At 47.3% G+C, this 13,842-nt stretch carries 6 protein-coding genes and 2 riboswitches; of the genes, 1 reads left to right on the top strand and 5 read right to left on the bottom strand.

The features are described from left to right. Positions 1–11 precede the first annotated feature (11 nt). The 4 genes from KB559_RS08430 to KB559_RS08415 all read right to left on the bottom strand — a co-directional run bounded on the left by KB559_RS08430 (position 12) and on the right by KB559_RS08415 (position 10,191). A complete protein-coding gene (locus KB559_RS08430) occupies positions 12–2,999 on the bottom strand; it encodes a hybrid sensor histidine kinase/response regulator (RefSeq protein WP_247681664.1) in 2,988 nt (995 codons plus the stop codon). A 399-nt stretch (positions 3,000–3,398) separates the two neighbouring features. Further along, positions 3,399–4,196 carry a class B sortase gene (srtB, locus tag KB559_RS08425; RefSeq protein WP_211021276.1) on the bottom strand — a complete coding sequence of 266 codons (798 nt, stop codon included), beginning with the start codon at positions 4,194–4,196 and terminating at the stop codon, positions 3,399–3,401. A gap of 84 nt (positions 4,197–4,280) precedes the next feature. Next, positions 4,281–8,837, bottom strand: coding sequence for a DUF7601 domain-containing protein (locus KB559_RS25455; protein WP_211021275.1), 4,557 nt, complete (start codon positions 8,835–8,837; stop codon positions 4,281–4,283). A 199-nt stretch (positions 8,838–9,036) separates the two neighbouring features. Further along, a complete protein-coding gene (locus tag KB559_RS08415) occupies positions 9,037–10,191 on the bottom strand; it encodes a response regulator (protein ID WP_211021274.1) in 1,155 nt (384 codons plus the stop codon). 352 nt (positions 10,192–10,543) lie between these two features. Next, positions 10,544–10,632, top strand: a riboswitch (cyclic di-GMP riboswitch). Between the two features lie 86 nt (positions 10,633–10,718). Then, a riboswitch (cyclic di-GMP riboswitch) is annotated at positions 10,719–10,806 on the top strand. A 90-nt stretch (positions 10,807–10,896) separates the two neighbouring features. Between KB559_RS08415 and KB559_RS08410 the strand changes: the two genes are divergently transcribed. Beyond that, positions 10,897–11,550, top strand: a complete 654-nt coding sequence (locus tag KB559_RS08410; protein WP_211021273.1) for an anthrax toxin lethal factor-related metalloendopeptidase — start codon at positions 10,897–10,899, stop codon at positions 11,548–11,550. 55 nt (positions 11,551–11,605) lie between these two features. Here KB559_RS08410 and KB559_RS08405 read toward each other — a convergent pair. Beyond that, a partial coding sequence (locus KB559_RS08405; RefSeq protein ID WP_211021272.1) for an S-layer homology domain-containing protein occupies positions 11,606–13,842 on the bottom strand: 2,237 nt, incomplete at its 5' end.

The raw sequence follows: 13,842 nt of genomic DNA, 5'->3' as shown, positions 1-13,842 counted from the left end.
TTATCCTGACGCTAATTCCCTGTCTGTTTGGGGATCTTGAATGATACCGTCGTGCCTTGGCCGCTTCTACTGGTTATGCTTAGTCCCCGGCCGTAAATTTGCTTCAATCTCCGGTCCGTGTTGATCAAACCGATCCCCCGATGAACATGATCCGTCCCCGCCAAAAGTTGATCCAGCTTATCCTTTGCTATGCCCACTCCGTCATCTATAACCGAAATGAGCCAGCCGTTCTCATCCTCGGTTATGCCGATTGTAACCGTACCGCCGCTGGCCCGCGTCAAAATACCGTGCCGAACCGCATTTTCAACCAGGGTTTGAAGCGAAAGCGGAGGGACTTCAGCAGACAACGATCCCGAGATGTCCCACTGAATTTGTAACCTGTCTCCAAACCTTTCTTTCTCAATATACATATAAGAACGCGTCAGTTCCAGTTCAAGCTCCAGAGAGACCAAACGCTGCAAATTTCTAGGATTAAAGCTCATCTGCAAATAGTTTCCGAACTCTTCCAGCAGACCGATCATCCTGCCAGGGTCACTCTCGCTTAATGAGGCGATAGAATTTAGCGTGTTGAACAGAAAATGCGGCTGGATTTGAGCTTGAAGCCATGCGGCCTCCATCCGCAAGCGTTCGCCGACCGAATGCCTGAGATGAATCAAGGCTTGGACCCTTGCCTTTAAATCGAGCGATCCTACGGGTTTAGTTACATAATCGTTGGCTCCCGCCGCAAAACCGGTATAAATATCCTCCTGACGGCTTCTGGCTGTCAGCAGTAAAATCGGCAGCTCCGTCATCCCATATTGAGTACGAATCAATTGGGTCAACTCATATCCGGACATTTGCGGCATCATGACATCCGATATGACGAGGTCCCAATCCCCTTGCTCCAAATATTTCAGCGCTTCCCTCCCGCCGGAAGCTGTGGAAAGATCGTATTGCTCCGCAGAAAGAATATTCCCGAGAATCTTTAAGTTAATGGGATCATCATCGACAGCCAAAATGCGCGGCTTGCTTATAAAATGAACCGGGGAGCATTGTCCCCATTCGCTAGTCTCAGCTGTAGCCACCTCATTCTCCGCCGCTCTTATAACTCCCTCAGCGACTGGGGGCAAATCGCTAATCCCCCGGATTTCGTGCCGGATTTCGCTCTCCGGCAGTCTCTCCAGGTCGTTATCCACTTCAAGTTTGAACTTAAATATCGATCCTTCGCCCGGTGACGATTGTACCTCCAATGTTCCGCCATGCAGTTCGACCAGTTGCTTGCAAATGCTTAGCCCTAGACCGATTCCGCCGGCTCCCGACTTTACGGTTTCCGCTTGTTCATAGGGCCTGAAAATGATCCGCCGGGTCTCTTCATCCATCCCGATTCCCGAATCCTTGACTCTAATGATTGCCAGCCCGTCCTGGAGTTCGGCTTCGATTGAGATGATTCCTTTTTCCGTAAACTTAATACTATTATGGATCAGATTGAATAAAATCTGGACCAGCCGATTCTCGTCAGCGATCACCTTTGGAAAGGAATCCGGAACCTTATGCACCAATTCCACCGCTTTGCCGTCCGTCAAATAACGGAGCATATCGAATACCCCGACAATCACGCCCTGAAGATGAACGCTCCGTTTATTCAAGCGGACATTTCGTTCGCGCAGCAAGGTTACATCTATCAGATCATTCAACAATAGTGACATTCTCTGGCCTACAGTAACAATCAGCTGCAAATTCCCGCGGCTTGACTCTGATAACGTGCGAGATTCGTTCTCCAATACGCCCTGAGCCATATTGATCATCCCGTGCAAAGGGTTTCTGAGCTCATGCGAAGTATTCGCCAGAAAGTCATCCTTCAGTTTGTCCGCTTTCTGGAGTTCATCCGCTAGCTTCCGAGACCGGATCGTCATTTGAGAGAAACGAATGAACCAGAAACAAGCAAAGCTGAGGAAAGCAATAATGAAATCAAACGGGTAATAAGGCATGTCGGGCCAAACTCTGCTTTTGAACACGCCGCCTATCAAAATATTGGTCGAAAGAGCAACCGCTGATAGAAGAATGAAGAATGCCGTTCGTTCGCCCTTGCGAATGGTTTCAAAAACGAGGGAAGGAACAAGCACCGCTACCGACAACATGATGATCAAAAGTACATAACGGCAAAAAATGATATACTGCACAGGCAAACAGATGATCAGCATCAGATTGACCGCACATAGCCCGACAAATGCAGCCGTCCCTTTCTTAAAACCGCGACTTCCTAGCAGCGCACGGATACATAAAGTCAAAAAAGCCGGAATTGCGGTATAGACGGCGATTCTTATTTTCAAGGACCAATCAAAATCTATCGGCAGCCATACTAAAAGCATCTTATCATCGTCAATCAGGATCGATATAATGGCAAAAAAGAGGGTTATGGAAAAATAAGCGAGTTCTCTGCCGCGATGACCAAGCAAGTATAGGATGCCTGCGTAAAGAGCGTGCAGCAGAAGAACCACGCATACGATTATCTGCATACTTTGGGTGAAAAACACTTCTCTCGACACGGCTTCAGCCGTACCGAATTTGATCGATTGGGTGATGCCTCCGGTGCTATACATCTTATAGTTGGCAGCTTGGATCACGATCTCGAATTCATTACCATCAGGCTTGAATTGAACAGTATACGGGGTATTCTGGGCCTGGTAAAGAGCCCGGTTAGCCGCCGGGTTTCCAATTTGCTTCAGCAGCTCGCCGTTCACGTATAATTTTGAGGCACTCTGTATGTTCTGAATCCTCAGTCCGAAGATTTGCCCGGCGTCCTCTACAAGAACTCTAAGCCGGTAGGTTCCGTATCCATAACCGGATTTATTGCCCACCGCCTGGTTCCATTTTCCCGGTACCTTGATCCATTTCTCCTTCTGTTCCGCATTTGGAATAAAGCCGCCGTCTTCCGCCGGTTCCCAAAGGACTCCGGGAATAAACTCCCATTCTCCGTTTAAATATACAACCTGCTTATCGTTAAATTTCCAATCTCGCAAATCGATAACCCCTTGATGTGCATGGGGATGCGGCGGAACCGTTCTAAACTGAAACCAAAGCAAACGTAGACTTAGAAGGATAAGCAGGAACACACCTAAATATAGAAACATTTTTTTCTTGGAGATGACATTCTTATTATTGTTGGACAAAGGAAAATTTCATCCTCTCTTGGCAATTAGGTGCAGACGCTTATAAACCTTATATTATATATGTAATCTCCCGTTTTGGGCCTTTATGGCGATCTTATCGTCTATCTCAACTTCGTTCAAGCTGGATATCCTTGTCTATTTGATAAAGTATAATGTAACGAACTCTACAAAATCTCGACTTCCATTAAAAAAGATGACCCCTGAAGAATCCAGAGGTCATCCGCTTGCCAATATAATTACGAGCGAAAACTAGTCAAGGGGAATCAGCTTCCCGAACAAGGCATACCTGGCATTGTTGAATTCATAAGAGCAGGTGCACAATACCACAATCCGATCTTCCGCCTGCACATCCACCTCGCTCTGAAAGGTAGATTCCGCCTTCAGCTCGCCGATGTACTCAAGAAAATCACGGTCATCATCAAACTCCAGCCGAAGAAACTCATAATCTCCGTCTGCGAGGATCCCTGCAAAGAACTCAATGGAATACGAACCGTCGGGCGTGTACAGTTGCATGACAGAATGTTGGTCATAATAGGCTTGATCCCTGTAATCCGTTAATGATGCGAACATGGAACCGTCTTTCATGTTATGCCCGTATATGATGGTGCTTTTCCCGGAAAAATCGCCCGGTGTCCGATAATCGACGAACAGACTGCCCAGCTTGTTCTTTTGTCCCGTAAACAGATGGTTCAGATAATAATCGTTATCTTTGCCTTGCACTACGGGGTAGTCGATTACACTTTCCTCTGCCGTAATCCAGGCCACTGCGTCCGCATTGATTTGCCTCAAGGCGGTGAAATCCACCTGTTTGGCCTCCTCCACGACAGGAGCTTCTGAAACGCTGTCCGGGCGTAACTCGAGTTCCTGCTGCTCCAGTAATGTTCGGACCTGTGCATAGGCCGCGTCCCCCCGGGTATATTCCCGCTGAGATACTAAGAGAATATACACCGAGCTCAACACGCCAAGCAGGCATACTCCCATCAGCAGACGCAGCAGCAAATGCATACCGGACCTGCGTGTTTTTGCCATGCTTCTGTTCTTTTTCATATCTCTTCCTTATGAAAAGGGCCTGCAACGGAATGATTTCGTTTTGGACAGGCCCTTTCCTGTCTCTTTAATAGTCTGCTTAATCTATTGCTTCAATCCCTTCGAGCTTCTTCTCCGCAGGACGAAATCCGCAGAGAACAGCGCGGCCAGTGCCATTAGGGAAAATATCAATCCTAATTGAGCCATCTGCTTGAGGGAGCTATCCCCTGTTTTCGGAGTACCGCCTTGAACACCGTCAGATCCTCTCTGATCTGTACCGCCGTGATTGCCGGTACCCTCATTGCTGCCGGTAGAGCCATCGCCGCCGGCTGATCCTCCGTCTTCGTTACTGCCGTTATTTCCGTTATTTCCGTTGTTGCCGTTGTCGCCACCATTATCTCCCGGTTGCGGCTCCTCAGGCGATGGCTGTTCAGGCTCATTGTCATTCTTGGAATTGATGAAAGCTGCGCTCTGCGTCGTATTGCCTTGAATCACACCGGATGCTCCTGTGCTGACCGACACATATCCTTCTGCAGTATAATCAGCTTCGCTAACCGTATAGCTTGCTCCCTTAGGCAGCCCGTAAACTGTAATGCTCTCCCCGTGAGCCAGCGAAACGGTGCCCCCACTTTGAATAACCCCGCTTCCGCCGTTTCCTGAATAGCTGTAGAAGCCCGGCGCGCCGCTAAAGACAATTGTGAAGCTGAATTTCTTCCCGCGGTCGCCTGCATTGCCGGCAACAGTCTTCCCTACTGTCAGGCCACCTGTCTCGGAAGGCGTATTCGGCTCCGAAAGTCCAGGACCCGGTCCGGGACCCGGCCCAGGGCCCGGCGGTACAGAAACATTTTTCGTATTAACGAATGCGGCTGTCTGGACATCGTCTGTCACGATCGTGCCGGTATCTCCCGTGCTTGCAGTTACATATCCATCCGCGGCATAGTCCGCCTCGGTTACCGAATAAGTCGTATCCTTCGGCAGACCCGCGATAGCAATGCTTTCTCCGTGGGCCAGCGAGACGGTATCGCCGCTGCTGACAGTACCGTCAGCCGCACCGCCTGCTCCCGTATAATTATAAGTTCCTGTTGCGCTAAAAGTAATCGTAAAATCAAATTTTTTGCTTTGGTCTCCCGCATTGCCGGCTACTGTTTTGCTGATAACCAGACTGCCCGGCTTATCCTTCGTATTCGTAAATGAAGCCGACTCCGTATCATCCGCAACAATGATGCCGGCTGCATCAATACTAGCAGTGATATACCCTTCGGAGGAATAATCGGCTTCCGTTACCGTATATTCCGCATCTTTAGGCAGGCCGGTAATGATAACGCCTTCCCCATGTGCCAGAGCAATCGTACCTCCGCTGCTGATGTTACCATTGCTTGCGCCGCCGGTTCCAATGTAGCTATACGTTCCTGTAGCTCCGGTAAATGTGACCGTGAAATTGAACTTCTTGGCCAAATCTCCGTCATTTCCGGCAACTGTTTTGCTGATGGCCAGATTGCCTGCGGTATTCTCACGGTAGTTCACTACCGTGAGCAGGTTAGAGCCCGTGCCGGTCTTACCGTCAATGGAAGTGACAACAGTAGGACCGGAAGTATCTACGCTGACCGAATGGGCTTCATTATCCAATCTGTAACCGAAAGGAGCAGACGTTTCTTTAAGCACATATTGTCCGGCCGGGATTGCTCTCATCGTCAGCTTACCGTTACCGGCGCTGAGAGCCTTACGAATAACAGTGTTTCCATCCGCCGAGAACAGGGTGAATTCGGCACCAGGAAGTACGGCCGCTGTCGCTCCGTCCGTTTTCGTTATTTCAAGCCAACCGCCTCTTTGCATGGTTGCGTTGCTGTCCGCCATGCTGATTGCATAATTCACAGCTTGATTTTCTATGTTGACATTGCTATTAGATAAACGTACCTGATTAGTAACGGCGCCTGGATCACCAGTTACGTCCGTCAAATAAGTTAAGCGGTAAGCCTTGCTGCTATCCGGAATGATAAAGGTCAAAACACGGGTTGTATTATCGTAAGAAATATTACCGCCCAGTTGGAGAGAAACGGGATTTGCTTCCTCAAGCGTTCCATCCTCCTTCAGTGTTAGTTCCGTGGCAGTAATATTGTTGTCCAGCAACAGCACGCCCTTGGAATCCGTGCGTAAATCAAGACCGATTGGCAGTGTGTCCCCAATCTTCTCACTTACATTTGTCAAAGCATAAGGGTTATAATCCACAGTCCACTTCAAGGTGCCCTGCTGGGGAACCGTGTAGGATTTTTTCAGAATCTCGCTCTTAATCGATACGTTCCGGGTTTTAGATACTCCTGTCGCCCATTTCTCCGCCTTCAGCTCCAAGTTGTTGGTAACTGTCGAAGTCTTATTGTTGCTAAAATAGGCGTCAAGCGTAGTGTTGTTCGGCTTAGCCTTCACTAAAATAACATAAGGCTTGTTCAGCGGGCTGAAAGTAAAGGCAGCCTTGCCTGTCTCAGTAAAATCAGCCGTCATTCCTGCTACCGTATCCGGCGTGGAGTCGACAGCATTCACAGAAGAGCCTGAGCCCGCCGTTCCCTCGAAGACAAGGTAGTTTTGGCCAGGTGCAATCTCCGTAAATTCCCAACCCGCAGGTAAGGTATCCGTAATGGTAGCTGCTCCCAGTGCCTCATCGTCCGCATTTTTCACGGCATTGAAATCCAAACCGTCTGCGTTGACGCTAAGCCGGAAAATAACCGACTTGTCGGAATAATCAAAACCTTCCGAAGCGTTGGTCGTGCGATGAATGTTAACGCCTGCGGCTGGATCGGCTTGCGCATCACGTTTCAGCAGTTCCTTCTCCAGCATTCGGCTGTCATAGCTCACGTTTCCTGTAGCTGTATTCAGCCTAGTGGTATTACTAAACAGCGAAGCCGTATTATTTACGGTAGATGTCTTGTTTCCTGCAAAAACACCAGGGTCTACCACAAGCGTCTTAAATGAGAAACTGTTAGCCGCTGTTATTGAAAGAGTGCTGATTTCCAGCAGATCTGCAACTCGCTCCCCGTCTTGCTCAATCGGTATAACGTTTAAATTTCCGTCTCCCGTGTAACTGCCTGTTACAAATTTCAAGCCATAACGCGGAGTTAGTTCCCCTTTATTAATACCTGACGGGAGGCCGGTCACTGTATTAAGGTTAATACTGTTTTTGTAGACAAGCAGGTCGTACACCTTCATGTCCGGGATGTTTTGGCCTTTTGCGTCCACGTTGACCGTCCATGTAATTTCGCGACTGGTTTTATCGAGCGTACCCGTCTTGGTAATAGCATTGTAGCCGATGCCTACCCCAATATTGCCTGTGCCCGGATTCACTCCGGCTGGCTTGCCGTCCCAGTCCAGCGTCGCGGAATTATAAAATGTTCTCGTGCCTGTCGTAATGTTGGTATCTGTCACTTTGCTCGTGATAATCAGGCGAACAATTTCATTGACCGTGCCCGGAAGCGTATATTCGCCGCCTGCAGGCTCCGAGGAAATGTCGCTATGATGAGTCCAGGTCGTACCGTCTGCAGAAGTCTCCCATTCCGCCGAATCAAAGGTCAGGCCATCCGGTAATTGATCCTTGATCGTCAGATTGTCTAGAGTAGCCTTTGCCCGGTTGGCTGTAATCGTCCAGGTGATAGTGCGGTCATTTGGATCATATACGCCGCCAACGATCTCGTTGCTGGCTACCCCACTCTTTTCAATCCATTTCGGCGGTGTAAATGTCACCGTGGTCGAGTCGTCCTTAACGGAGACATTGCCTTTCATCAATTTTGCAGTATTGTTTACGGATTGACTATTGTTAGCATAGTACTTGTTTTCCGGAATCTTCGTCTGGAAAGTAATGATTTGCGGGCTCACCGAATTCTCAGGGAATGTATACTCAACTACATTTCCCGTTATCGGATCGGGTGTAACAGGAGTTCCTCCCAACTCGAAAGAACCCGACACCATTTCACCTACTCTGGTCAGATCATCATTAAATATGTAATCCTTCAGATCCAGTGAATTACTGTTTTGGGTTGCATTTAACTCCACCTCCCAATCAATCACCCGATTGGATAAATCGACTGTGCCGTTCTTTTCAACATTGTAGATAATCTCAGCCGGAGGAACAGTTACGATATAGGTCTTTCCAAGAATGGTTACCGTATGATCACCTTCGGTCCCGGCGCTTCCGCTGTCATCATATTGCAGCTTTGCTGTAAACTCTCCTGCAACATTCATGTAACCGCCAATCCCATCAAAAATATCGGCGTCCCCGTCAAAATAGACCGCCGCAGTAACGGTACTCCCCGCCTGGGACAGGCTCGCACTAGCAAGCTGCTTAGGTCCGAATTTAAGCGGAGGAATCGGATCCGGTATCGCGGTGAAACCTTGACTTAACAGAATACTGGCCTTATCCCCGTATTCGATGATCTCTGGCGGGGTAGGATTGTCTCCTGCCACCGGAACACCGAAGGAAACTGAAACCTCAATCGGTTTCTTGCTGTTGATCTTGTCGTTTTCCGTAATGATCTTTCCATCTTGCATAACCACAGCCGTCAGGTTCGTAAGCACGCCCGTCTTATCTTCAGCGGCTATAGCCGTTCCGCCGGCGGGAGCTACGGTGCTTACCAGAACTATCAGAACCAGCAGCCAATTCATTAGCTTGGATTTCACTTCATCAACTCCTTATTTTCATATTTATTTTTTTGTCTGTAGCAGTTTATAATCATTCAAATGTCCCACCCTCAACCCCTCTCCGACAATTTTTGCAACGCTTGTTTGTACATATTACCTTTTGAATCTGGACAAAATCTCTACAATTTCAAATCCAAGACGCAAAAAAGGGATGCCTTATCAGGCACCCCGATCTCTATTAATTATGTAGTTCCGATTCCAGGCATTTTGTCCATTCCTCATACCAATCGGTAATGTAGTCAGGCAATAGAACGTTAAATTCCTGCTGCAAAACCGAGTTCAATGAGAGATAGTGCTTTTCAACCATAGTAGGATTGTGGAGCAAAGCATATATTTTCATCAAGGCAAAATAGGGTTCTTCCTCCTGAGGATGCAGCTCGCACAAATTGTCGTAGATAGAGATGGCCTTCTCCCATTCCTCCTGTCCGACGTACCATTCCCCGATCGAATAAGAAGCCCTTAACCAAAGGTTCCTGAGACGCTGCCGCTCACTTTCAGCCCACCAATAATCATATTCCTGCAAATAATCCCCGGTATACAGCTTCATAACCTCTATGTAATCTTCAATCGATTCCTTGGATACAGGGGGCAAAGCCGTTAGCTTCAATTCCCACTCTTCAATATCCAGCGGAATTTGCTCCAGATTCATCATGTATCCCTCTGATGCATTTACGATTTGAATCTGGTCACCGAAAGGCTTCAACGTTTTTCGAATATGATAAATAGCGGTGTAGAGCTGCGAATACACTTTATCCTGTTCGTACTCCGGCCAAAACATTTCCGTCAGAAGCGATTTGCGAACCCATTTGCCCCGATGCTGAAGCAGGTACATAAATAGCTCCTGGGCTTTTGTCGTTCGCCATTGAAGCAGGTTTTGACGCCCTTCTTCCGTTTCGACGCTGACTTGCCTGAACAAATTGATGCGTGTGTGCCTGATTTTATCATTTGCAGTATCCTCAATCGGTTTTGCATCCATATTCGCCGCAATCCGATTCAATGTTTTCTCGAGCCGTTCCGACCTAATCGGTTTCAGAATATAGTCCAGCGCATTCAGTTCAAAAGCTTTGACCGCAAATTCATCATAAGCCGTGACGAACACAACCTGAATTTCCGGCTTCCGCTCCAAAATTTGTTCAGCCAATTCGATGCCGCTCATCTCGGGAAGATTGATATCCAGAAACACAAGATCGGCCTGAAGTCGAATGATCTCTGTAACGCTTTCCAAAGGATCGGTATACTTCCCGACAATCTCTATATCCATGGCGAGCTTTCTCAATTGACGCTCCAAATAATCCAAAGCCAGCCGTTCATCATCTACCAGGATTACTTTCATAGACTAGACTCCTTAGCCAAAAATCATGACCTAAATTTATCCATCTGATTAAAAGGATAGCACAACTGACGAGAACAAAGAAGTCCCGGGCGCATCGTCCGGGACTTTCGAAAGAAAAACAAAATCGAAAACTCTGAGCCAAGCTCTTAAAGCATAAACAATATAGGACTTAGGTGCCTCATAAGAACAAAAAAAACAGCTATATGGTATCCCAGTTCACTTGAAATACAACAGCAATTTCAACTTTTTCAAAGCTACACAACGTTTCCAAAAGAATGCTTGACTATATAGTCTATTAGACTTATTCTAATGGTAGCTAGATTCATATTTTTACCTAATTACATACTTCTTGATTTGATAAAGGCAAACCCATTGAAAAGTGGGGACGCAAAACTATAGGGGTTAAGGCGGAATTTTCCGCTAAGCCAGCCAGTTACCGATTGAAGAAGCTCAACTCTTTTGTTGATCTCAACCTTCTTATTCGGTAAGAAGGTTTTTTGTTATCGTAAACCAACTTCATATTTTCATATTGATAAAGGCAAATCCATCGAAAGATGGGGACGCAAAGCTATAGGGGCTACCACGGACAAGCCGTAACGCCAGCCAGTTGCCGATATGGAAGCCAAACGTAAATACATGTTATTTCGTTACTTCCTGATTCGGTTAGTATGCATCAATTTTTGGTGCAATTTGGGAGGAACCGAAATGAAACGTGTTTTTTATTTGGCAATCGCTATCATTTTCACTTTAAATTTAGCTGCTGTTCCGGCATACGCCAATTCTACCAACAAATTGATAGATGATATAGTCGTATTGCCTCAAGGTGAATATAACAAAACCGATGCGAATAAAATGATGAACCGGCTGTCCTTGATTCCCTCTTCTCTGTTGCAAGGTTTGAAAGACAACGGCGTTAAGGTCAAACTGGTCAATGGAAAGATTACCGATGAACCCGAGTTCGCTCAATACAAAGGTGTTACGCCTAGAGGCTGGGAAAACACAGGACTTACATGGGACGATGTTCCGGGCGTCAGCTCTAATGTCGTTATCGCAAGAATCGGATACAGCAACAAAGGCAAAGGACACAATGGACAAAACCTCGAACTTCATGAAACCTTCCATGCGATCGACCGGATCGTTCTGAACAATGTAAGCTCCTCTTCCGATTTTCTTGAGGTCTGGAAGAAAGAAGCGAACAACGATTATGAAGGCGACGGCTATGTATCGGTTTACTCGACCGAGTATTTTGCGGAAACCGCAACGCTGTATTTCTACAGCGACAAAACACGGAACCACCTGAAAGAGGACATGCCTTTAACCTATGAATTCTTGGACAAGCTGTTCTCGAGTGCACAATAAATAAAAAGCTCCCTTTCGGTTAAGGATTCTAACCGAAAGGGAGCTTTTTGGGTTTTTAAGGATAGACACGGTTAGGAAGTACTTCTTCCCAAACCTCTACTTCAGCGTCTTCTTCTCTGGAGTAGTCATGATGATTCGTGGCTTCAAGGATGTCGTAGTAATACCACTTACCGTAGACATTATCCGGCCACATCTTGGCATCTTCATGAATTCCGTCCTTATCGACTTTTCTGTTCAGCACGCTGTTGATGAACGCGGCGGCTTCAGCCCGAGTAATGTATTGATTCGGTTTGAAGGTTCCGTCCGTGTAGCCTTTGATCCAGCCTTTATTGGCTGCGGAGGCAATATACTTTTCTGCCCAGTGTCCTGTAATATCCGTGAAACTATCGTTTGCCCGCTCATCAAGCTTGTCAAAACGGGAAGCGATCGCCGCGAACTCGGCTCTGGTAATGTATTGTCCCGGTTTAAAGGTACCGTCTGGATATCCGGTAATGACTCCTGCATTTTCCATCGTGGAAATATGCTTGTTGGACCAACGCGTAGCCCCTACGTCGGAGAAGGAATTGCCGGTTTTCAGGTATTCAGAACGGCTTTCATCATCCAGCAACCTGTAGAAAATCGCTGCTACTTCTTCGCGGGTAATGTTGTTAAGCGGCTTCACCGAGCCGTCAGGATACCCGTTAATATAGTCGTAGTGATTCTCCATTTCAAGGGTTGGCGGAACAGCTGGCAGCGGCGGCAAGGCCGGCAGCGGAGTTACGGTCGATCCGCTCGAGGTATTCGAACCTCCGGATCCACCCGGGTTAGCCGAATTTCTAGTGTAGTAGAAAATATACTCTTGGCCTGCCTGCGTTGTAAATGTGTAGGCATCGGTCGATTTCACCGGAGTGTAGCCGGAGATCGATACGGCCGTCAGAGTTTTCGTCTCGCCTGGTTTGCCTGTAAATACGCTTGGACTTGCAAGCTGCTCGTTTGTTCCGTTCAACAAATACTTGACGGTGAGTTGCTGATCAGTTGGTGCGTTTTTCGTATAGTAGAACACGTAATTTTGGTTTGGTTCGTCGCTATAACGATATTCGAAGCTTGGAATTTCAGGAGTATAACCTGGAACGTTTTTCGCATTCAGCGTAAATTGGGTTCCTGCTTTTCCTTCGATGACTTCCTGTGAAGCAATTTCCCCATTCGTTTCTCTGTCGAGGTACGAAATAGTGAGTTTCACTACGTCACCAGAAGGCTCGCCAAGGTTATAGTAAATCGTAAATTCCTGCTCCAAATCAAGGGTTACCGTATAGTTATAAGAGAATTCTTCCGGCATATAAACCGCATCTGCTACGGAAATCGGACCTGCTTTCAGAATAATTGTCTCACCGACTTTTCCACTGGCAGGAGTTGGTTCCATAAGCGGCAGATTGGATTCTCTGTCAACATGATGAACGAGAACCGTCCGTTCCAGGCTTGAAACGTCTTGCGTGTAAGTGAAAGTGAATACGTCGTGAAGCGGCTCGTTTTTGAATGTATAAGGAACGCTGTAATCGTGTGGTTTATAAACCGCACCAGTTACCGAATCCGTATAATCATTCGCGGTGAGCGTGATTTCTTCACCCACTTTACCCGAATGCTCGGTCGGATCTAGCAAATCATTGCCCGTAATCAAATCAACATATCTTACGGTCAAGGTTCTGTTGTTATCCGGTTCGTTAGCCTTGTAATAGAACACGTGCGGTGCATTTTCAACGTCCAGCGTGTAGCTGTAAGTAGGTTCAAGCGGGGTGTAGCCCGCGATATCCTTTGCTTTCAGCTCGATCGTTTGACCAGTTACGCCATTGGATGTCGTTGGATCGGCAAGTTCTTTGTCCGTGCCTTGCTCCAAGTACTGCACTTCCACGCTTTGCTCGTCAGCTGTGTAGTAGAAGTATTGCGGTAAGTTTTCGACTTCAAAAGTATAACTGTAACCTTGAGTTATCGGGGTGTAGCCCGGTATCACTTTTGGCTCCAAGTTTACTTTTTTACCCGTTACGCCTTCTACTGTATCCGGATTAACAAGTTCTTCATCCGTTCCGTCAAGCAGATAGTATACTTCCACTGTACGCTTTTCGCCGTTGTAGTAGAAGGTATATTCGTTGCCTTCCGCTTTCAACGTGTAGCTGTCGGTCGCTTTTTCCGGGGTGTAGCCCGCTACGTCCTTCGCCTCGAGAGTTACCGTTTCACCGGTGACCCCGTCCACGCTTGTCGCTTCGGCAATTTCCTTACCTGTTTCGCGATCTACATACTTCACGCTCACGCTTTGCGTGT

This window comes from Paenibacillus sp. Marseille-P2973, from assembly GCF_018101095.1.
Lineage (GTDB): Bacteria > Bacillota > Bacilli > Paenibacillales > Paenibacillaceae > Fontibacillus > Fontibacillus vini.
Note: the sequence above shows the minus strand (reverse complement) of the source record. Positions and strands in the feature narration are given on the sequence as shown.

What these genes read in the sequence shown, in the direction of transcription:
- srtB (WP_211021276.1), bottom strand. Translation starts at nt 4,196, where the DNA reads ATGAAAAAGAACAGAAGCATGGCAAAAACACGCAGGTCCGGTATGCAT.
- KB559_RS08415 (WP_211021274.1), bottom strand. Translation starts at nt 10,191, where the DNA reads ATGAAAGTAATCCTGGTAGATGATGAACGGCTGGCTTTGGATTATTTG.
- KB559_RS08410 (WP_211021273.1), top strand. Translation starts at nt 10,897, where the DNA reads ATGAAACGTGTTTTTTATTTGGCAATCGCTATCATTTTCACTTTAAAT.